19 protein-coding genes are annotated in these 21,400 nt (G+C 62.7%); 9 read left to right on the top strand and 10 right to left on the bottom strand.

Annotated elements, in window-relative coordinates; translation table 11 throughout:
- Window positions 1–202 precede the first annotated feature (202 nt).
- Both HG250_RS08740 and HG250_RS08735 read left to right on the top strand, forming a co-directional pair.
- Window positions 203–1,048 (top strand): pyrroline-5-carboxylate reductase family protein, encoded by an 846-nt coding sequence (locus HG250_RS08740; protein WP_338103894.1) that lies wholly within the window; start codon window positions 203–205, stop codon window positions 1,046–1,048.
- 52 nt (window positions 1,049–1,100) lie between these two features.
- Window positions 1,101–2,369 carry a glutamate-5-semialdehyde dehydrogenase gene (locus HG250_RS08735; protein ID WP_170004711.1) on the top strand — a complete coding sequence of 423 codons (1,269 nt, stop codon included), beginning with the start codon at window positions 1,101–1,103 and terminating at the stop codon, window positions 2,367–2,369.
- A gap of 75 nt (window positions 2,370–2,444) precedes the next feature.
- Here HG250_RS08735 and lepA read toward each other — a convergent pair whose 3' ends face one another.
- Complete coding sequence (gene lepA / locus HG250_RS08730; protein WP_170004709.1) at window positions 2,445–4,262, bottom strand: translation elongation factor 4; 1,818 nt, start codon at window positions 4,260–4,262, stop codon at window positions 2,445–2,447.
- 140 nt (window positions 4,263–4,402) lie between these two features.
- Window positions 4,403–6,625, bottom strand: coding sequence for a putative bifunctional diguanylate cyclase/phosphodiesterase (locus tag HG250_RS08725; RefSeq protein WP_240957019.1), 2,223 nt, complete (start codon window positions 6,623–6,625; stop codon window positions 4,403–4,405).
- 297 nt (window positions 6,626–6,922) lie between these two features.
- Here HG250_RS08725 and HG250_RS08720 point away from each other — a divergent pair, with 297 nt between their 5' ends.
- Complete coding sequence (locus tag HG250_RS08720) at window positions 6,923–8,242, top strand: FAD-dependent oxidoreductase (protein ID WP_170004707.1); 1,320 nt, start codon at window positions 6,923–6,925, stop codon at window positions 8,240–8,242.
- A gap of 33 nt (window positions 8,243–8,275) precedes the next feature.
- Here HG250_RS08720 and dnaN read toward each other — a convergent pair whose 3' ends face one another.
- The 4 genes from dnaN to HG250_RS08700 all read right to left on the bottom strand — a co-directional run bounded on the left by dnaN (window position 8,276) and on the right by HG250_RS08700 (window position 12,157).
- The gene (gene dnaN / locus HG250_RS08715; RefSeq protein WP_170004705.1) at window positions 8,276–9,400 is read right to left on the bottom strand and encodes a DNA polymerase III subunit beta; all 1,125 of its coding nucleotides are present in this window, start codon (window positions 9,398–9,400) and stop codon (window positions 8,276–8,278) included.
- A 180-nt stretch (window positions 9,401–9,580) separates the two neighbouring features.
- On the bottom strand, window positions 9,581–10,333 hold the full coding sequence (gene fabG / locus HG250_RS08710; protein ID WP_170004703.1) for a 3-oxoacyl-[acyl-carrier-protein] reductase: 753 nt from the start codon (window positions 10,331–10,333) through the stop codon (window positions 9,581–9,583).
- 24 nt (window positions 10,334–10,357) lie between these two features.
- Window positions 10,358–11,293, bottom strand: a complete 936-nt coding sequence (fabD, locus tag HG250_RS08705) for an ACP S-malonyltransferase (RefSeq protein ID WP_170004701.1) — start codon at window positions 11,291–11,293, stop codon at window positions 10,358–10,360.
- A gap of 36 nt (window positions 11,294–11,329) precedes the next feature.
- A complete protein-coding gene (locus tag HG250_RS08700; RefSeq protein WP_170004699.1) occupies window positions 11,330–12,157 on the bottom strand; it encodes an LD-carboxypeptidase in 828 nt (275 codons plus the stop codon).
- A gap of 78 nt (window positions 12,158–12,235) precedes the next feature.
- Here HG250_RS08700 and HG250_RS08695 point away from each other — a divergent pair, with 78 nt between their 5' ends.
- Entirely contained in the window at window positions 12,236–13,705 is a 1,470-nt protein-coding gene (locus HG250_RS08695; RefSeq protein WP_170004697.1) for a glutamate ligase domain-containing protein, read from the top strand.
- Window positions 13,702–13,977 (top strand): hypothetical protein, encoded by a 276-nt coding sequence (locus HG250_RS08690; protein ID WP_170004695.1) that lies wholly within the window; start codon window positions 13,702–13,704, stop codon window positions 13,975–13,977. Before HG250_RS08695 ends, HG250_RS08690 begins: the two co-directional genes overlap by 4 nt.
- 19 nt (window positions 13,978–13,996) lie before the next feature.
- Here the strand turns inward: HG250_RS08690 and HG250_RS08685 are convergent, their stop codons facing one another.
- A complete protein-coding gene (locus HG250_RS08685) occupies window positions 13,997–14,944 on the bottom strand; it encodes a DUF808 family protein (RefSeq protein ID WP_170004819.1) in 948 nt (315 codons plus the stop codon).
- 229 nt (window positions 14,945–15,173) lie between these two features.
- Here HG250_RS08685 and rpsF point away from each other — a divergent pair, with 229 nt between their 5' ends.
- The 4 genes from rpsF to HG250_RS08665 all read left to right on the top strand — a co-directional run bounded on the left by rpsF (window position 15,174) and on the right by HG250_RS08665 (window position 17,995).
- Window positions 15,174–15,539, top strand: coding sequence for a 30S ribosomal protein S6 (gene rpsF / locus HG250_RS08680; protein ID WP_170004693.1), 366 nt, complete (start codon window positions 15,174–15,176; stop codon window positions 15,537–15,539).
- A complete protein-coding gene (rpsR, locus tag HG250_RS08675; RefSeq protein ID WP_170004691.1) occupies window positions 15,539–15,763 on the top strand; it encodes a 30S ribosomal protein S18 in 225 nt (74 codons plus the stop codon). The genes rpsF and rpsR overlap by 1 nt, the downstream gene beginning before the upstream one ends.
- Before the next feature lie 13 nt (window positions 15,764–15,776).
- Window positions 15,777–16,400 (top strand): 50S ribosomal protein L9, encoded by a 624-nt coding sequence (gene rplI, locus HG250_RS08670; protein WP_170004689.1) that lies wholly within the window; start codon window positions 15,777–15,779, stop codon window positions 16,398–16,400.
- A gap of 155 nt (window positions 16,401–16,555) precedes the next feature.
- On the top strand, window positions 16,556–17,995 hold the full coding sequence (locus tag HG250_RS08665; RefSeq protein ID WP_170004687.1) for an AMP nucleosidase: 1,440 nt from the start codon (window positions 16,556–16,558) through the stop codon (window positions 17,993–17,995).
- Between the two features lie 10 nt (window positions 17,996–18,005).
- Here HG250_RS08665 and rimK read toward each other — a convergent pair whose 3' ends face one another.
- From rimK to HG250_RS08650, 3 genes are all read right to left on the bottom strand, one after another.
- Entirely contained in the window at window positions 18,006–18,911 is a 906-nt protein-coding gene (rimK, locus tag HG250_RS08660) for a 30S ribosomal protein S6--L-glutamate ligase (RefSeq protein ID WP_170004685.1), read from the bottom strand.
- Window positions 18,908–19,369, bottom strand: coding sequence for an ATP-dependent zinc protease family protein (locus HG250_RS08655; protein ID WP_170004683.1), 462 nt, complete (start codon window positions 19,367–19,369; stop codon window positions 18,908–18,910). The genes rimK and HG250_RS08655 overlap by 4 nt, the downstream gene beginning before the upstream one ends.
- Before the next feature lie 130 nt (window positions 19,370–19,499).
- A complete protein-coding gene (locus tag HG250_RS08650) occupies window positions 19,500–21,365 on the bottom strand; it encodes a M2 family metallopeptidase (protein ID WP_170004681.1) in 1,866 nt (621 codons plus the stop codon).
- Between the last annotated feature and the right edge of the window lie 35 nt (window positions 21,366–21,400).

Raw genomic sequence — 21,400 nt, 5'->3', positions numbered from 1 at the left:
GTAATCTGGCGCGGGCGGTTGCAATCGGAAAAGGGTTATCTAGGTTTACATGGTGCAGCGCACAACCGCCAGGGCAGCATCTGCCGAAGCTGCACTTGCCGATAGGGCGCGTCACGGACCCTTCGCGGTGCCTCATGCGTTCGGATGTAAGGTCGGAACTGCTGGCATCGCAGCTTCTGACGCGCACATGCACATCTGACCTCTGCTGCAAGGAGGTTACCGTCTGAAAAACAACAACAGGGGTTGGACCATCACTGAAGAATCTCGAAAGATCCTGCTGATCGGCTGCGGAAAGATGGGCGGAGCCTTGCTCGGCCACTGGGCGCGCGGCGGCGACAGCTTCACCATCGTCGATCCGTTCCTCGACAGCGCGCCCGAAGGCATCCGCCTTGTTGCAGACCGCGAACAATTGGATGGCGAGACGTTCGACACGATTATCGTGGCCATCAAGCCGCAGCAGATCGACGAGGTGCTGCCCCTGTATGCCGGCAGCATCGCCGAAGACGGTTACGTGATGTCGATTGCCGCCGGTGCCTCTATCGAGCGCCTGAAGAAAGCCGCCGGGGATCGTCCGGTGATCCGGGTCATGCCCAATCTGCCCGCCGCCATCGGGCAGTGCGTGGCGGGGCTTTGCGCCAGTGAGGACGCGACTCCTGACCAGATCGCCCATGCCGATGCGATGATGCAACGCGCAGGCACCGCGATCACCGTTGACAGCGAGGATATGCTGGACCGCGTGACGGCAGTCGCCGGATCGGGGCCAGGTTACGTTTTCGAGATTGCCCGCGCCTATGTCGCTGCGGCGATGAACCTCGGTTTCGATGAGGATCAGGCCCGCGCAATGGTTCTCGGCACCATGGCCGGAACCGTGGCCATGGCCCGGCAAAGCGAACAGCCGCTGGAGGAACTGCGTGATTCCGTCACCAGCAAGAACGGTACGACCTACGCCGGGCTTCAGGCCCTAAATGGACTGGGTGACGGCGAATTGTCGCGTCTTTTCAACGACACGCTACGGGCTGCTTACGACCGGGCCGTGGAACTGCGCTGAAAAGCTGCGCTGACCAATCGAAGCCGGCCACTATAAGGATGAAGGACAGACCATGAATGACATGACCGATCAGATCGACCCGGCCGCCCATGTTGCCGAACTGGGGAAGAAGGCTCGCGCCGCTTCCAAGCAGTTGCTGGCAGCTTCGACCGAAGCGAAGAACGAGGCCTTGCGCGAAGCGGCCAAGGCCCTGCGCAAGGCTATGCCTGCCTTGCTGGAAGCCAATGCACAGGATGTCGCCGGCGTGGCGGGCAAGAAGCCCGACAGTTACATCGACCGGCTGAAACTGGACGAGACGCGCGTGAACGGCATGGCCGACGCGTTGGACCAGATTGCAGACCTGCCCGATCCCGTCGGCCAGGTGCTGGCGGAGTTCGACAGGCCGAACGGGCTGAACATCAAGCGAGTCGCCGTTCCCATCGGCGTGATCGGCATGATCTATGAATCGCGTCCCAATGTCGGTGCCGATGCCAGCGCACTCTGCCTGAAATCGGGCAATGCGATCATCTTGCGAGGCGGTTCGGAAAGCCGCCATTCAACGCGCGAAATCGTCGCCTGCATGCAGGCCGGGTTGAAGGCCGCAGGATTGCCGGAGGATGCGGTGCAGACCATCCGCACCACCTCGCGCGAAGCGGTTGCGGAATTGTTGCGGGCGGTGGATTATGTCGATCTGGTCATCCCGCGCGGCGGCCGCGGCCTCGTCGAACTCGTGCGCGACCAGGCGAAGGTGCCGACCCTGCTGCATCTCGATGGCAATGTGCACAGCTATGTCCATGAAGATGCCGATCTCGACAAGGCGATCACCGTCATCCGCAATGCGAAACTGCGCCGCACGGGCGTTTGCGGAGCGACCGAAAGCATCGTCATCGACCGGGCGGTGGCGAAGGATGTCGTCCCGCGCCTGGCCGATGCGATGCCGGAATGCGAATTGCGCGGCGATGCAGAGGCCGTGGGTATCGACTCTCGCCTGAAGCCTGCCGACGATGCAGATTGGGACACCGAATATCTCGATCCCATCGCCTCGATCAGGATTGTCGGCGGGTTGGACGAAGGCATCGCTTTCGTGGACCGCCATTCATCCGGCCATACCGACGCCATCCTGACTGAAAATGACGAGGCAGCCCGGCGCTTTCTGACCGCCATCGACAGTGCCGTGGTGATGCACAATGCCTCGACCCAGTTTTCCGACGGCGGCGAATTCGGAATGGGCGCGGAAATCGGCATCGCGACCGGCAAGATGCATGCGCGCGGTCCGGTCGGCCTCGAACAGCTCACCAGCTTCAAATATCTGGTGCATGGCCAGGGCCAGACGCGGCCCTGATCCAGTCCCCAAGAAAAGGGGCGGTGTCATGCCCGGCACCGCCCCTTTCATTCGTGTGCGGACAAGACGGGTTTACTATTCCTCGCCCATGCGCAGCGCGGCGATGAAGGCTTCCTGCGGGATGCTGACATTGCCATATTCGCGCATCTTGGCCTTGCCCTTCTTCTGCTTCTCAAGCAGCTTCTTCTTCCGGCTGATGTCGCCGCCATAGCATTTGGCCGTCACGTCCTTGCGCATGGCGCTGATCGTTTCGCGGGCGATGACCTTGCCGCCGATGGCTGCCTGAATCGGTATCTTGAAAAGATGGCGCGGGATCAGGTCCTTCAGCCGTTCACACATGCCCCGCCCGCGCGCTTCGGCGACGTCGCGGTGGACGATCATGCTCAGGGCGTCGACAGGCTCGTTATTGACGAGGATGCTCATCTTCACGAGGTCGCCTTCGCGCAGGCCGATCTGCTCGTAATCGAAGCTGGCATAGCCGCGGCTGATGCTTTTCAACCGGTCGTAGAAATCGAACACGACTTCGTTGAGCGGCAATTCATAAGTAACCTGCGCCCTGCCGCCGACGTAGGTCAGGTCGATCTGGATGCCGCGCCGATCCTGGCACAGCTTCAGGATCGCACCCAGATATTCGTCGGGCGTGTAGATCGTCGCCTTGATCCAGGGCTCCTCGATCATCTCGATCCGGTTCGGGTCGGGGTAATCGGACGGATTGTGCAGTTCGATCTCGCGCGCATCGTCGGTTTTCGATTTGCCGAGCTGGATGCGATAGACCACCGAAGGCGCAGTGGTAATCAGGTCGAGATCATATTCGCGGGTCAGGCGTTCCTGGATGATCTCAAGGTGCAAAAGCCCAAGAAAGCCGGCACGGAAACCGAAGCCCAGCGCCGCGCTGCTTTCCATCTCGAAGCTGAAGCTGGCATCGTTCAGGCGCAGCTTGCCGATGCTTTCGCGCAATTTCTCGAAATCGGCGGCATCGACCGGGAACAGCCCGCAGAAGACGACCGGCTGCACTTCCTTGTAGCCGGGCAGCGCCTTGTCCGCCCCGTTCTTCACGGTCGTGATGGTGTCGCCGACGCGCGCCTGTTCCACTTCCTTGATCTGCGCCGTGATGAAGCCGATCTCGCCCGCCTGCAACTGCGACAATTGCTCGATCTTGGGGTTCATGCAGCCCACCCGGTCGACCAGATGTTCGGTGCCGCCCTGCATGAACTTGACGTGCTGGCCCTTGGTCAGCGTGCCGGCTATGACGCGCACCAGAATGACGACGCCGAGATAGGGATCGTACCAGCTGTCGACCAGCATCGCCTTCAGGGGCGCGGCGCGGTCGCCTTCCGGGGGCGGAATGCGAGTGACGACCGCCTCGAGCACATCCTCGATCCCGATGCCGGATTTGGCGCTGGTGAGCACCGCCTCCGAAGCGTCGATGCCGATAATGTCCTCGATCTCGGCCTTGACCTTCTCCGGTTCCGCAGCGGGAAGGTCGATCTTGTTGATGATCGGCACGATTTCGTGGTCATGTTCGATCGATTGATAGACATTGGCGAGGGTCTGCGCCTCGACCCCCTGCGCGGCGTCCACCACCAGTATCGCGCCTTCACAGGCGGCCAGGCTGCGGCTGACCTCATAGGCGAAATCGACATGGCCGGGAGTGTCCATCAGATTGAGCTGATAGGTCTCGCCATCCCTCGCCGTGTAATTCAGGCGAACGGTCTGCGCCTTGATGGTAATGCCGCGCTCGCGTTCGATATCCATGTTGTCGAGCACCTGCTCGCTCATCTCCCGGTCGGTCAACCCGCCGGTGAACTGGATCAGGCGATCGGCCAGGGTGGATTTTCCATGGTCGATATGGGCTATGATACTGAAATTGCGGATTAGGCTAAGGTCGGTCATGTCCACCGGTCGATCAGGGGCAGGAAGGGGCGCACGGCTGTTGCGGGCACGGTCGCCCTGCCCTTAGCGCCAAGCATCGCACCTGTCAGCAACTAGAGTGCTTCACCTCCAGCGCTTTCGGACCCGTTGCGCCGGCCTCTTCAGCGCGGTGAATTGCTGAGCGAGGAAAGCTCGACCTGCAGGAACTTCGGCCGTCCCGATGGGGCAGGGCCGTTCGCCGCCTGATCAAGCGGGTAATGCCCACTCGGAAGCGCGGCAAGCGGCATTCCCGCGGCCGCAAGCGCGTAAGGTGAGATGCGGTGGCGCGTACATAGACCGCCCGCCCCGTCATCGACCAGCGGCGTTTCGAATTCGAGCCCCTGGACCGCCTCGTTCGACCTGCGTACCGTGCTGACCGCCAACTGGCCTTCACCCATGTCGAGAACCAGCTGCGTTCCGGTGGGCACGTCGAGAAGGCCTTCGACCATCGCGCCGGTGCGGGACAGGTTACGGAGTACCCCTTCGTACCGATGATCTTCATGGATGATGCCGACCTTGCGATAGAGCGTTCGCCTGCCCGCCCGGTGTTTGGCGGGACCGACGGGCTGGTAGGCAAGCTGTCCCTCTTCCAGCCGCGAGAGAACTTCGGCCTGGGCCAGCGCGCTGGCGAATACGAAGCCCTGAACGTGGCTGGTGCCGAGATCCGTCACCAGCGACAATTCGTCGAGCGATTCGACGCCTTCCGCCACGGTTTCCATGTCGAGTGCTTCGGCCAGGCTGACGATGGCGGTGATAAGGGCAGCGTTGTTGTTACCCTGCTCCGTGGCCCCCCGAATGAAGCTCTGGTCAATCTTGATCTTGTCGAATGGCGCATCCTTCAGATAGCCGAGCGAGGAATAGCCGGTCCCGAAATTGTCCAGCGCCAGCCGCACGCCAATTGCCTTCAGGTCGCGGAACATGACGTGGGTTGCATGCGGATCGCCCAGGAAGATGCTCTCGGTTATCTCCAGTTCCAGCCGGTTCGGTGCCAGGCCGCTGGCCTGCAATGCGCGCTCGACGATTCGGGGCAGATCGTCCGATGCGAACTGCACCGCCGAGATGTTGACCGCCACCCGCAGATCGCCGGGCCATGTCGCCGCATCCTGACAGCCGCGCATCAGCGCCCATTCGCCCAGGTTGCCTATGATGCCGGTATCTTCGGCAACGGGTATGAATTGCGCCGGGCTTATCCATCCGCGTTCGGGATGATTCCAGCGCATCAGCGCTTCGAAACCGCTGGCGGTGTGATTGGCGGTCCTCACCAGCGGCTGGTAGTGCAAATCGATCGTGCCGCTTGCCAGCGCATCCCGCAAGCCCTCCTCGATCTGCCGCCGCAGATTGGCCCCGTCCTTCAATTCGCTGGAATAGAAACGGAACTGTCCGCGCCCGCCGCCCTTGGCGGCATACAGCGCGAGATCGGCCGCACTGACCAGTTCCTCGGTTTCCAGGCCGTCGTAGGGTGCGATGGCGATGCCGATGGATGTGCCGATGATCGCCCGGCTGCCATCGATGGAATAGGGCTGCGAGATCATCTGGATCACGCGTGAACCGATTTCGCCCAGAGTGCCGCGATCGTCGATGTCGGGCAGCATGATCTGGAACTCGTCCCCGCCGGGACGACCGATCTCGCCCTTGTTGCGGATGACGGTTTCGAGGCGCTGCGCCACCTGCTTCAGCAGTTCGTCGCCGGCCGGATGGCCCAGCGTGTCGTTCACCTGTTTGAAGCGGTCCAGATCCAGCATCATCACGGCGCAGCTTCGCTTCGCCATGCGATAGGCGTTGAGCGTAGAGGTGAGCCGCTTGGTCATGCGGTGGCGGTTGGAAAGCCCGGTCAGCGCATCGAACTGGGCCAGGCGGGACGCATCGATCTGGCTTTCGCGCAAGGCGGTGATGTCCTTGGCACTGCCGCGATAGCCGCGGAACTCTCCGGCAGCGTCAGAGACCGGCTTGCCCGAGACACGCCACCAGACTTCATGTCCGTCAATCGCGACCTTGACCGGCAGATCGGCAATCGTATGCCGCGCACTCATCAGAAACCCCAAGGGTCGCTGCACCCCGTCGATATTGCCCTCGTAGTCGAGAGTGAACAGCGATGTCAGCTTTTGCCCAAGCATGTTCGCTTCATCGGTGCCAAGCTGCTCTGCCGCATTGTGCGACAGATAGGTGAGGAGTCCTTCCTCGTCGGTCGCCCAGAACCAGCGCAGACCGGTGTTTTCGAACTCGTCCATCAGGGCAATTCTGCCACGCAGATCGAGCGCCTTCGGTGCGGCGACCTTCTCATCATGGCTGGCCGGATGCTCCGATGCGAAACGGCCGAACCTTGAAAACAGCGTATGCATCGTCATGCTTTCAGCCTTGTTGCAGCAGGGTCTGCCGCATGGCTCCCCTCGCGTGCCTCTGCAGTCAGCCAGGCGTCCTGCTTCCTGCGGCAGGGGGTGGCGGGTCCCGCTCCCATACCGTGGTAAGCACCACCGCTATGCAATCCGAAATGAAGAACCTCGTCCATCGCGGACCATTACGCGCCCGGTGTTTGAGAAACAGTTAAGCCTGCGGCAATCATCTGCATGCGGCCGTGGCAGCAGAAGGCGCTTGAGATGCCCCTTGTTTGCAGCCATTCTCGCGCTCCAGACAGGAGACAGGGAATGCCAGTGACCATCGCGATCGTCGGCTCCGGTCCGGCGGGCTATTACACGGCCGAAGCCGCGCAGAAGCAGTGGGGCGACGATGTGCAGGTCGATATTTTCGACCGGATGCCCGTTCCCTACGGCCTGATCCGCACCGGGGTGGCGCCCGACCATCAGTCGATCAAGGCCGTGGCGCGCCGGTATGAAAAGACGGCGCTGATGGACAATGTCCGCTTCGTCGGCAATGTCGCGATCGGCACGGATCTGGACATCGAGCGGTTGCGCGAACTTTACGACGCCGTCGTCCTTGCAACCGGCGCCCCCGACGACCGGAAACTGGGACTGCCGGGAGAAGATCTGGACAATGTGTTCGGTAGCGCGGCATTCGTCGGCTGGTACAATGGTCACCCCGCTCACGCCGCGCTCGATCCCGATCTTTCAGGGCGACATGCCGTCATCATCGGGATGGGCAATGTCGCGCTGGATGTCGCGCGGATTCTCGCCAAGAGCGAAGCGGAATTCGCAGGCAGCGACATTGTCGGTCATGCCCTGGAACGGCTGAAGTCCTCCCGCATCGAACGCATCACGGTCCTCGGCCGGCGCGGTCCCCATGCAATCGCCATGACGCCGAAGGAACTGGGCGAACTGGGCCAGCTGGAGCGGGCAAGGCCGATCGTCGATGCCGCCGATCTTCCCGTGCAGGCGTCGGACGCTGCACTTGAGCCGGGACGAAGGAAATCCGTCGCTCTGGTCCGCCAATATGCCGAAACCGAACCCGATCAGAAGCATGCGGATATCCAAATCGTCTTTGATTTCTATGCCTCCCCAGCCGAACTCGTCGGCAAAGGCCGAATCTCCGCGATCAGGGTCGAACGAACGGCATTCGACGGGAACGAACTTGTCGGAACGGGCGATTTCTATTCCATTCCCGCCGATCTGGTCGTCAGCTGCATCGGCTATCGCACGGCGCCGATCGCAGGTGTGCCTTTCGACGACCGGCTGGGCCGCTTCGACAATGAGGAGGGCCGTATTTCGGATGGCCTGTACTGCGTCGGCTGGGCGCGCCGCGGGCCCACCGGTACCATCGGCACGAACCGCCCCGATGGCTATGCAATCATCGACCGGATTGCTGCCGATCTCGATGCTGCATCGTCATCGCGAACGGCGAAACCGGGCCGCCTCGGCTTCGACCTCTTCGCCGGGGAAGCCGGGCTGGACGTCGTGACATTTCGCGACTGGCAGCGCATCGAACAGGCAGAGAAAGCCGCCGCACGCGATGGCTCGCCCCGCGAAAAATTCGTCGATATCGCCGACATGATTGCGGCGCGGGGTCCGTAATGACCGGTCGTTTTTCGCCCGAGGCGCCGCCGGTCAGACCCGCATCGGCATCAGGACATAAAGCGCGGCGCTCTTGTCGTCTTGCCGGATCAGCGTTGGGGCACCGGCGTCGGCCAGATGCAGTTCGACCGTATCGCTGTCGATCTGGCCCAGGATATCCTTCAGATAATTGGCGTTGAAGCCGATCTCGAAGGATTCCGAACCATATTGTGCCGGCACTTCTTCCGCGGCGGTGCCATTATCGGGGCTGGTAACCGACAGGACGACCTTGTCGGCTTCGAGACCCATCTTGACGGCGCGCGTCTTCTCGGTCGCGATGGTGGCGACCCGGTCGACGCCTTCATAGAAGCTCTTCGGGTCGATCTTCAGCAGCTTGTCATTGCCGGTCGGAATGACGCGGCTGTAGTCGGGGAAGGTTCCGTCGATCAGCTTGGACGTGAGCACGACGCCGCCCTCCCCGCCCATGGTGAAGCGGATCTTGCTGGCGGAGAGGTCGATCTGGACATTGCCGTCCAGCGCTTCTTCCAGCAGCTTCCGCAATTCGGCGACGGCCTTGCGAGGCACGATGACGTCAGGCATTCCTTCCGCGCCATCGGGACGCGGCAGGGTAAACCGCGCCAGCCTGTGCCCGTCCGTTGCCGCGGCCTTCAGCACGGGGCGGTCTTCATCCGAAACATGCAGGAAGATACCGTTCAGATAATACCGCGTTTCCTCGGTCGAGATGGCGAAGCGGGTGCGGTCGATCAGTTCGGCCAGCACCTTGGCGGGTAGTTCAAAGCTGGTCGGCAGGTCGCCTTCCACGATCACCGGGAAATCGTCGCGCGGCAGGGTCGGCAGCGAGAACCGGCTGCGCCCCGCTTTCACTGTCATGCGGTTTTCCGCCGCATCCAAACTGACCTGGCTGCCTTCCGGAAGCTTCCGCGCGATATCGAACAGCAGATGGGCGGAAACGGTTATCGCACCCGGTGCATCCACGGCTGCCGCCGCCATGTTCTCCACCACCTGAAGGTCGAGATCGGTAGCCATGACTTTCAGCGCACCTTCGCCGGCATCTATCAGCACATTCGACAGGATGGGGATGGTGTTGCGGCGTTCCACCACGGACTGCACGTGTGACAGGCACCGCAGCAGCGTGGCGCGTTCGATTGTTGCCTTCATTATTTCCCCCTTGTGCGCCCCGGGGCCGGATTCGCCCACGGACGCCGGAATTTATCGTGTCATCCTTAGCGGGGGTGGCCGCAGGGGCAAGAACCATCCCCTGCGGCCGCCGATAGGCTGGGGATAAATCCGTGCATATCCTGTTCGCCCGCCGCCGCGCCGGCTTGAGCAGAGTTTGGTTCAGCCCAGCATCGCCATCCCGCCATTCACGTGCAGGGTCTGGCCGGTCACGTATCCCGCCTCGTCGCTTGCCAGATAGGCCACCGCGGCACCGATATCGCCGCCCTCGCCCATGCGGCCCATCGGAATCCTGGCATTCAGCGCGTCTTTCTGCGCGTCGGGCAGATCATCGGTCATGGCGGTGCGGATGAAGCCGGGTGCGACGCAGTTCACGGTCACGCCCCTGCTGGCCAGTTCCTGCGCCAGGCTCTTCGACATGCCGGTCAGCCCGGCCTTGGCGGCGGCATAGTTCATCTGCCCCGGATTTCCGGTCGCCCCCACGATGCTGGTGATCGATACGATCCGGCCGAACCGCGCCTTCATCATCGGCCGGGCAGCGGCGCGCATCAGGCGGAACGCAGCCTGCAGATTGATCTGCATGACCTCGTTCCATTCCTCGTCCTTCATCCGCATCGCCAGATTGTCGCGGGTGATGCCGGCGTTGTTTACCAGAATGGACAGACTGCCCAATGTGTCGATGGTGGCGGGCACCAGTTGCTCCACGCTTTCGGCATCGGAAAGGTCGCAGGTGATCTCGACATGATCGCCGCCGAAATCGTCCTGAAGTTCCTCGCGGAAGGACCGCAGCTTCGCTGCGTTCGAGCCCGAAAGAGCGAGGCGTGCACCCTGACGGGCAAGCGCGCGTGCTATTTCGGAGCCTATGCCCCCGCTTGCCCCGGTGACGAGTGCGGTCTTGCCGGTAAGGTCGAACATGAAATATTTCTCCTGCGTCAGGATCTAGAGATCGCGGGCCAGCGCCTCGATGTCGTTCATCGTCTGCACGCTGGTGATATCGGCTTCCCTGTCGATGCGGCTGACCATCGGGCCGAGAACCTTTCCGCCGAGTTCGACGAACTGACCCACGCCGGCGGAACGCATCGCGATCACGCTTTCGCGCCAGCGCACGCGACCCGTCACCTGCCGCACCAGCAGATCGGCTTCTTCGGCGGGATCGGTCACCTGCGCCGCCGTGACATTGGCATAGACCGGCAGGCGAAACGCAGCAGGCGGAACACGTTCCAGCGCTGCGGCCATCGCATCGGCGGCGGGCTGCATCAGGCTGCAGTGAAACGGAGCCGACACCGGCAACATGAGCCCGCGCTTGATGCCGTGATCCTTCGCCATCGCCACGGCGCGCTCGATCGCTCCGATATGGCCGGACAGCACGACCTGCGACGGATCGTTGTCATTCGCTATCTCGCAGACCTCGCCTTCCGCCGCCGCATCGGCAAGGCCCTGCGCCTTTTCCACATCGGCGCCGAGCAGCGCGCACATCCCGCCAACGCCGACGGGCACCGCAGCCTGCATCGCCTGCCCGCGCAGCTTCAGCAGCCGCGCCGTATCCGCAAGGGTAAACGCACCGGCCGCGCATAATGCGGTATATTCGCCCAGCGAATGGCCAGCCACCGCATCTGCCTTGTCGGCCAGCGCAATGCCGCCGTCGATTTCCAGAACGCGCAGCACGGCGATGGCATTCGCCATGATCGCAGGCTGCGCATTTTCGGTCAGCGTCAGCGATTCCTCCGGCCCCTCGCGCATGATCCGCAACAGATCGAGGCCGAGTGCATCGTTCACTTCCTCGAACACCTCGCGCGCGATGCGGCTGGCGGCTGCGAGTTCGCTGCCCATGCCGACTTTCTGGCTGCCCTGCCCTGGGAAAATAAACGCACGCATGAATGGCTCCTGTTCGCTTGTCGGCGGGTGAGCGGCCTATGACCTCGCCGGCAGAGCCGCAAGAGTAAACGGCACGATCTTGTTGCCAGCATCGTGCCCGATATCGGCCCTGCCGAGAAAGGGGATGCCGCTCCTCTCGCACCAGTGCCGGGCGATGTCGGCGGGCTGGAGTCCGAAGGGACGGTCGTTTTCCGGAATCGCACCGAAGCGCCCCACCCGCAAGCCGGCTACCCCTTGCAGATGCGCCGTCACGTGGAAGAACAGGCGGTCGATGGCGTAGAGATGTTCGCCCACCTCCTCCACCATGATCTGCACGCCATTCAGATCCGGCATCAGCGGCGTGCCGCACAGCATCGCCAGTGTCGTCAGATTGAAAGCGACAGCCGGTGCGCCGTCAGCGGAACGATCTTCTCCGCTTCGCCCGCCCGCAAACCAGTCGAGCGCACGCCGCACCGCCTCCGTTCCGCCGTCCCGGCGTATGTCGACCGGCATCGGCCCATGGACCGCCCTGCCGATGCCATGCCGGGCCAAGGCGGCATGAAGATAACCGCAATCCGAATAGCCGAAAATGGGGATCGCAAGGTCGCGACCCTTCAACCGCTCCACGGCGTCCGATGCAATCCGGTTGGACCCATAGCCCCCCTTGGCGAACCATACGGCATCGGTCGCCGCATCACTGGCGCAGTCCAGCAAAGCTGCCAGGCGTTCGGCATCGTGACCGGCGAAATGGCCATTCTGCGCAAAACATTGTTCATGAAACGCCAGTTCGAGACCGGGAAATTCCGCTGAGGCGATCGCGTTCACGGCGGCGGCCACTGCGCGGTCGATGGGGGTGGCGGGGGCGCAGATGGCTATGCGGGTCATGTTCCCTGCCCTAGCGCGCGGCACATCGGGCGTCACCATTCATTGCCAATCCATCGGCCCTTCAATAGGCAGGGCAGCATGAGCGACAGCGAGACTGCACCGTCCAGTGCCCCCAACCTCACCCGCGATCTTGCAGGTCGGCCGTGGTTCTTCTGCGGGATAGGCGGATCGGGCATGCTGCCGCTCGCGCAGATCCTGAAAGCACGCGGTGCCGAGGTCGCAGGTTCCGACCGCAGTTTCGACCAGGGCCGATCGCCGCAAAAATTCGCGGCGCTTGAACGGCAGGGCTTCGAACTCCACCCGCAGGACGGCAGCGGCATCACCGGCAGTGACCAGGTGCTGATCGCATCCGCCGCGGTGGAGGACAGCGTGCCGGAGGTGGCGCGCGCGCGCGAACTGGGTTGTCCGCGGATGAGCCGCGCCGAACTGCTCGCCGCATTGTTCAACGACAGCGACACCGCCGTCGCCATCGGCGGCACCAGCGGCAAATCGACCGTCACGGCGATGCTGGGCTGGATTCTCGCGGACAACGGCATGAACCCTACCGTGATGAATGGCGCGGTGATGAAGAACTTCCAGACAGCGGATCACCCCTATGCCAGCGCCCGGATCGCAGAAGGAAAATCCGGGGGAGTTTTCGTCAGCGAGGTCGATGAAAGCGACGGCTCGATCGCGCTGTACCGCCCCGCAATCGGGGTGCTGCTCAACGTCAGCCTCGATCACAAGAGCATGGAGGAATTGCGCGGCCTGTTCGGCGACTATTTGGCCGCATCCGGTCACGCCGTGGTCAATGCCGACGATGACGAAGCCTTTCGCCTCATCCATCGCGCGCAGGAAGCGACGAGCTTCGGGGTGGAAAATGGCTGCGCGACCGTTCTGGCGGACAAGGAAACGATCGTCGAAAAGCGCACTTGCATCGAAGCCGAGGTGACGGATCGCCGGGCGGACACGAGCGCACGCCTCGTGCTCGACATGCCGGGCCGCCACAATCTTGCCAATGCGCTGGCCGCGATCGCCGCTGCCGGGGTGGCGGGCGTGCCGCTGGCGAAAGCGGTCGATTCGCTCTCCCGCTTCAAGGGCCTGGCGCGGCGTTTCGACGTGATCGGCACCACTCATTCGGCCATCACCATCATCGACGATTTCGGCCACAACCCCGAAAAATGCGCGGCAACGCTTCGCACCCTGCGCTCGCAGCCCGGTCGCGTACTCGTGTTTTTCCAGCCCCATGGTTACGGACCCTTGCGCCAGATGGGCGAGGAGCTGGCGGAGACTTTCGCGCGCGAGTTGAACGAGGGCGATGTCGTCATCCTTTCCGACCCGGTCTATCACGGCGGCACGGTAGATCGCAGCGAAGGAAGCGCGCGGATCGTGCGCATGATCGAACAGCACGCCGGAAATGGAGTGGAGGCGATATATTTGCCCGAACGCAAATCGGTCGCCGACCGACTCATCCAGATCGCCGGACCGGGCGATCGCATCGTGATCATGGGCGCACGCGACGATACTTTGACCGAATTTGCGAAAGACCTGCTGGCCCGCCTGTCGTGAGCGTTTACCGCCAGGCCCGGCGCCACGCCTGGGCAATGATCGGCAATGTCCTGTTCGGATGTCTGTTCATCGTCATGGTCGATCGGTTCTACGGCCATTCGACACTCGCCTTCGCCGGCGTGATCGTAGTCCTGGTGGTGCTGAACCGCCGAATCCTGACCTTCAACTGCCCCCGCTGCGGCAGCAATCTGTTCTTCCGCAAATTCATCATGCTGCCGTGGCCCAATCGCAATTGCAGCCGCTGCGGGCTGGACCTCTCACAGCCGGGATGAAAAGTCCTTCCGCCTGCCTTCAATGCGGCCCGCCGGTGAACTTCGCCACCAGCGGATGCAGGGTCAGGACCAGCAGGAAGCCGAGAACCAGTCCGACCAGCGCCGAAGCCGCGGCATAGGTAATCCAGCCGAGGACTCCACCCAGCGCGCCTGCCATGCCGGCGACGCCGTGCTGCAATTCCTCGACGAAATGTTCAGGCCCGGCAAGGCCGAGCTCGGCCAATCCGTGGAGGATGATCCCGCCGCCGACCCACAGCATGGCGATCGTGCCGACCACCGACAGCAGCGTCAGCAGATGCGGCATGGCCTGCACCAGGAAGCGACCGGATTTCTGCGCTGCGGCAGAGCGCTTCTGCGCGAGGTGCAAGCCGACGTCATCCATCTTCACGATGAGCGCGACCGCACCGTAGACGACCACGGTAACCAGGATGCCGACAATCGCCAGGACCCCCGCGCGGGTGACCAGGGTTTCGGCGGCAACCTCGTTCAAAGTGATCGCCATGATCTCGGCCGACAGGATCAGGTCGGTGCGGATAGCGCTCGACGTGCGCTGTTTCTCGAAGGCGACGGGGTCCTCGATGGCATCGTCCACCGTCTGTCCGTGCTTGCTGCCGCCGAGCTTCTCCATCACTTTCTCGGCGCCCTCATAGGAGAGGTAAGCGCCGCCGAGCATCAGGATGGGAGTGATGGCCCAGGGCAGCAGGTAACTCAGCAGCAGGGCGACCGGCAGCAGGATCAGCAGCTTGTTCCTGAAGCTGCCTTTCGTAATCCGCCAGATGATCGGCAGTTCGCGTGCCGGTGACAAGCCCGTTACATAGGAGGGTGTCACTGCGGCATCGTCGATGACGACGGCAGCCGCCTTCGATCCTGCGCGCCCGGCGACCACGCCGATATCGTCCGCCGAGGCTGCCGCTGCGCGGGCGATGATCGACACATCGTCAAGCAAGGCTATCAATCCACCCGGCACTTCATTCTCCCCCTTGTCGCGGGCTTCGCGGCCCCTGATCGTGATCGTGCGCCCTTTTGCGTCAGGCAGGCACGGGCTGGCAAGCGTTAAGGCAGGCTTGCCATGTCGCTGCAATCCGCTAAGGGACACGGCACTGCCGCCACTGGCGCGCAGCCCAAGAAAGCCGGAGGGGCCCCGCAATCCTGCGGATCAGCCAGCGATCGGCATTACAGTGTGAAGGAATTGGAGCATGCCTCTTTACGAGCATGTCTTTCTCGCGCGTCAGGACTTGAGCCATGCTCAGGTCGACGCGCTGGCCTCGACAGCCACCGAAATCATCGAAGCGAATGACGGCAAGGTTACCAAGACGGAAACCTGGGGCCTGAAGAATCTCGCCTACAAGATCGACCGCAACCGCAAGGCGCATTTTGTGATGCTCAACATCGAGGGCCCCGGCGCCGTCGTCGAGGAACTCGAACGCCAGACCCGCATCAACGAAGATGTGATCCGCTACATGACGATCCGCGTGGACGAGCATGAGGAAGGCCCGTCCGTGATGATGCGCAAGAACGACCGCGAGCGCAAGCGTCGCAGCGACCGTGAGGAGCGCAACTGATGGCCCGTCCGTTTTTCCGCCGCCGCAAATCCTGCCCGTTCTCGGGCAAGAACGCGCCCGCCATCGATTACAAGGACGTGCGCCTGCTTCAGGGCTTCATGTCCGAACGTGGCAAGATCGTTCCGTCGCGTATCACCGCAGTTTCGGCCAAGAAGCAGCGCGAACTCGCCAAGGCGATCAAGCGTTCGCGCCACATCGGCCTCTTGCCCTACATCGTGAAGTAAGGAGGAATTTTTCATGGATATCATCCTCCTGCAAAGGATCGAAAAGCTCGGCAGCATCGGCGATGTCGTCACGGTTCGTGACGGATACGCCCGCAACTTCCTGCTTCCGCAGAAGAAGGCCCTGCGCGCCAACGATGCCAACAAGAAGGTTTTCGAAGCCAATCGCGATCGTCTCGAAAGTGAAAACGCCGAACGCCGCAGCGAAGCCGAAAAGCAGGGCGAGAACGTGGACGGGACTGAAATTGTCCTGATCCGCGCGTCGTCCAATACCGGCCAGCTCTACGGTTCCGTGAACGTCCGCGACATCGTGTCGGGTCTGGCCGAGAAGGGTCACGAGATCGACAAGAAGCAGGTCATCATGGGCAACCCGATCAAGGCGCTCGGCGTTCATGAAGTCCGGATCGATCTCCACCCCGAAGTGCACGTGACGGTGAAAGCCAATGTAGCGCGTTCCGAAGACGAAGCCGAACTGCAGAGCCAGGGCGTCGATGTCATGGCGCAGATGTTCGAGGAATCGCGGGAGACCGAAGGTTTTACCGAAGAACAGGATCGCACGCTCGAACCGGGGGAGATTCCGGCGGACATGCTGGAAGGCAATGACGAAGACGAAGCAGCAAGGGATGGCGCCAGCGCCTGAACTTTAACGCTTCTGACGATTTCGAGGGGTGCGTTCGCAAGGAACGCGCCCCTTTTCCATGCCTGCATCAGGCCTGACCTGGCGCGGCAAACCGGTCATTGCGGCATGACGATAATCTTTGAAAAGTAGGAAAACGGGCGCTACCTGCCGCCACCATGGACCACCCCTACAGTATCATAGCCGAACTCGTCCGCCTTTACGATGCGGCGGTCAGCCGGCTTCGGGAGGATATTTCCGCATTCGCCCGCGACGGCAGCCTGCCGTCCAAGGTCCGCCGGCAGGACGGCAGCTATGCCTATCCCGAACTGCTCGTGCATTATTCCGGCGGAACCCAGCCGACGGCGCGAAGCCGCTCCTTCGGCCGCCTGACCGAGCCGGGCACCTATGGCACGACGATCACCCGCCCCAGACTGTTCGCCGATTACCTTTCCGAACAATTGTCGATGATCGCGGCGGACTACGACGTGCGGGTCGAGGTGCGCCCCTCGCGTCAGGAGATTCCCTTTCCCTATGTGCTCGACGGCAGCACCGGCACCGATCTTGCAAGCATCAGCCCGCAGGATATCGCCCGCCATTTCCCGTCGACCGAACTCGCGCTGATCGGCGATGAACTTGCCGACGGGATCTATGTACCCGAAGCGGCACAAGCCTATCCGCTGTCGCTGTTCGACGCCTTGCGAACGGATTTCAGCCTCGCGCGGCTTGCCCATTATACCGGCACCGATCCCGAACATTTCCAGCGCTTCGTCCTGTTCACCAATTACCACCGCTATGTAGACGAATTCGTCGACTGGGCAGGAGCGCAACTGGGCTGTGCCGGGAATGTAGCGCTGGCCGGCGCGGGCGGCATGTATCTGACCGAGGCCACCGACCACGCCCGCGGCCAACTGTCGGACACGGCATGGCGCCGGCACCAGATGCCTGCCTATCACCTGGTCGGCAAGGATCGCGGCGGCATCACGCTGGTGAACATCGGCGTCGGGCCATCGAATGCGAAGACCATTACCGACCACCTGGCCGTGCTGCGCCCCGAGGCATGGCTGATGATCGGCCACTGCGGCGGCCTGCGCCCCAGCCAGAAGATCGGCGATTATGTGCTCGCCCATGCCTATCTGCGCGACGATCACGTGCTGGACCATGTCCTGCCGCCGGAGATCCCGCTGCCCGCTATCGCCGAGGTTCAGCAGGCACTCGCCGGCGCGGCGCAGCGGGTCAGCGGCACGCACGGGGCCGATCTCAAGCAGCGGATGCGGACCGGCACAGTCGTCACCACCGACGATCGCAACTGGGAATTGCGCTTTACCCATTCGGCGCGCCGCCTGTCGCTCAGCCGCGCCGTCGGTATCGACATGGAAAGCGCGACCATCGCCGCGCAGGGTTACCGGTTTCGCGTGCCCTACGGCACCCTGCTATGCGTCAGCGACAAGCCGCTGCACGGCGAAATCAAGCTGCCGGGGCAGGCAAACCGCTTCTACGAACAGGCCATCGCCGCGCATCTGCAGATCGGCGTGACCGCTTGCGATATCCTGCGCGACGAAGGCACGAACCTGCACAGCCGCAAGCTGCGCGCCTTCAACGAACCGCCGTTCCGCTGATAGCTGCGGACTAGCCCGCCCCCTTGGTCTTCGTCTTGCCCGATTTCGCATGGGTGACCATGAAATCGACAATCTGACCGGCGATATCCTTGCCCGTCGCCTTCTCGATCCCCTCGAGACCGGGGGAGGAATTCACCTCCATGATGACCGGACCGTGGTTCGAACGCAGCATGTCGACGCCGCAGACGTTCAGCCCCATATGCTTGGCCGCGCGCACGGCAGTGGAGCGCTCCTCGGGCGTGATCTTGATAAGCTGGGCGCTTCCGCCGCGGTGGAGGTTGGAGCGGAAATCGTCCGGCGCGCCGGTACGCTTCATGGCGGCGACCACCTTGCCGCCGATGACCAGCGCGCGGATGTCCGTGCCGCCCGCTTCCTTGATGAATTCCTGCACCAGGATATTCACATTCGCGCCGCGAAACGCCTCGATCACGGATTTCGCGCTCGACATGGTTTCGGCCAGCACCACGCCGATGCCCTGCGTGCCCTCCAGCAGCTTGATGACGACGGGCGGCCCGTTCACTGCGCGAATGATTTCCTCGGCCTGCTTGGGGTCGTTGGCATAGGCGGTCAGCGGCAGGCCAAGGCCGTATTTGGCCAGGATCTGCATGCTCCGCAGCTTGTCCCGGCTGCGGCCGATGGCGACGCTTTCATTAAGGGGCCACACGCCGCTCATCTCGAACTGCCGCAGCACGGCAAGGCCGTAATTGGTGATCGACGCCCCGATCCGCGGGATGACCGCTTCATACCCTTCGAGCTGCTGGCCATTATAGGTCAGCGTGGGGCGATGGCTGGCGATGTTCACGGTGCAGCGCAGGGTGTTGAGGATATGCAGTTCGTGGCCGCGCTCCTCCGCCGCCTCCACCAGCCGCCTGTGCGAGTAGAGATTGGCGTTGCGGGCCAGCATGGCGATTTTCATCCGAGCATCCTTTTGCGCTCTTCGGCGGTGGATTGAAGATAGGATCGCCCGGAAGCGACCAGGAAACGTTTTCTCAAGGCAGTCCGGCCGATCAGGATCGGAAAGCGCATGTCGGACCTGTCGGCAAGGCTGAATTCGGCACGAAACGACTGGCTGCCCAGTTGCAGCATCGTCTTGATGATGGGCCGCTCCTGCGCCTCGCCATTGGAACTGGTGATGACCCGGCGGTCGGCGCGCGGGACTTCGCAGGTGACCGGTTCGCTCTGCCCTTCGCCTATGTCGAGCTGGAAGCGCAGCCAGCGATGGCCGTCACGCTCGAAACGCTCGATATCGGTGGCGTGAAGCGACGACGTACGGGCGCCGGTGTCGATCTTGGCCGGGATGCGGTGGGATGACAGTTCCGGCAGGCACAACATCTCGCGCCAGCCGACGATATCGGTCGGGAACCGTTCGCTCATGGCGATATGAACAGAACCGGCGCTGCGAAACGCATCGCAGCGCCGAAATTCAGATTGGCGATAATACAGCCCGACATACGATCTACCCGGAAAACGCGGTAGCGCAGCCGATAGCCGGTGGCCGGGCGCTTTACCAGCCCGGCGTCTGCCCGGCGTTCTGTTCGTCCAGCCACGCCTGTAGCGGCGCAAAATATTCGAGCAGCGCCTTGCCGCTCATCTCGCGCGTGCCGGTGAAGGCTTCCAGGGCATCGGGCCAGGGCTTCGACGCGCCCATTTCCAGCATCGCATTCAGCTTCTCGCCCACTTCCTCGTTGCCGTAGAAGCTGCAGCGATGCAGCGGCCCGGTCCAGCCGGCCTGATCGCAGGCGGCCTTGTAGAACTGGAACTGCAGGATGCGCGCGAGGAAATACCGCGTGTAGGGCGTGTTGCCGGGTACGTGATATTTCGCGCCGGGGTCGAAAGCATCGGCAGGGCGCTCCACCGGCGGGGTAATGCCCTGATATTCGCGCTTCAGATCGTGCCATGCGACATTGTATTCCGCAGGCGAGATCGAGCCGTCGAACACGCCCCAGCGCCATTTGTCGACCAGCAGGCCGAAGGGCAGGAACGCCACCTTGTCCATCGCCTGGCGCAGCAACAGGCCGATGTCCTTGTCGGCACCGGGCACTTGCGCGCGGTCAAGCAACCCGATCTGCACCAGATATTCGGGCGTGATCGAAAGGGCGACGGCATCGCCGATGGCTTCATGGAAACCGTCATTCGCGCCGTTCAGATAAAGATAGTCCTGATCATTATAGGCGCGCTGATAGTAATTGTGCCCGAGTTCATGGTGGATGGTCGTGAAATCATCCGCATTCGGCTTGATGCACATCTTGATGCGGATATCGTCCTTGTTGTCGACGTCCCAGGCGCTGGCGTGGCAGACCACCTCGCGATCGGCGGGCTTCACGAACATCGACCGTTCGTAGAAGGTTTCGGGCAAAGCGTCGAAGCCGAGCGAGGAGAAGAACCCCTCGCCGGTGCGGACCATGTCCACCTCGGACAGGCCCTTCTTCGCTATCAGGTCGGTAAGATCGTAGCCCAGATCGCCCGCACCTTCCGGCGCCACGATGGGATAGATATTGCCCCATTCCTGCGCCCACATATTGCCGAGGAGGTCGGCACGGATCGGGCCGGTGGCGGGCTGCACCGCATCGCCATGTTTCTCGTTGAGCTTGCGCCGGACATAGGTGTGAAGGCTGTCGTAAAGCGGCTTCACCTCCTGCCACAGGCGTTCCGTTTCGGCGGCGAATGCATCGGCGGGCATGTCATATCCCGACCGCCACATCGCGCCCGTATCGGCAAAGCCGAGTTCTTCGGCACCTTCGTTGGCGATTGCGACCATGCGGGCGTAATCATCCTTCATCGGCGCGCCGACATTGGTGTGCCAGCTGGCCCACATCTCCGCCAGTTCGGCAGGCGTGCGTTCGAGATTGCCCATTTCGGCTTCGATATCCGAACCGCTGATCGGCTGGCCGTTCAGCGTGCCCTTGCCCTTGCCATACTGGCTGTTGAGGCTGGTGGCGATCTCGTTGAGTTCGGTCGCCGCACCCGGCGTGGTCGGTGCGGGCAGCACGATGCCGTTGCGCAATATGTCCAGCTTGCGCGCCACATCGGGATCGAGGCCGGGAACGCGCGCATATTTCGCCGCTTCCAGCGCATATTTTACGCTTTTCTCCGTCCCTTCCGCTCCGACCTTAGCGGCCAGCGCATCGGTATCCTCGGTGATGTAGGTAGAGTTCACCCAATAGACACGGCTCGCCTCGATCGAATAGTCGAACAAGTCCCGTTCCGCCGCGGTGACGAAAGCGGCGGCCCCGTCGGCCGTCATCGGGAACTGCGTGCCGGAAGCCGCAGGAGCCGCGCCTTCGGTGTGAGCGCTGGCCGGGTTGGCAAGGCCCAGCGCAAGAGCGGACAGGGCGACGGAAGCGAATATCTTCAAGAGCTTTTCCTTCATTCGTACGAGCTTTACCAATGCGATAGCGAGAGCAA

The organism is Pseudopontixanthobacter vadosimaris, from assembly GCF_012979275.1.
Taxonomy (GTDB): Bacteria; Pseudomonadota; Alphaproteobacteria; order Sphingomonadales; family Sphingomonadaceae; genus Pseudopontixanthobacter; species Pseudopontixanthobacter vadosimaris.
This window is presented reverse-complemented; position numbering and strand designations above follow the sequence as displayed.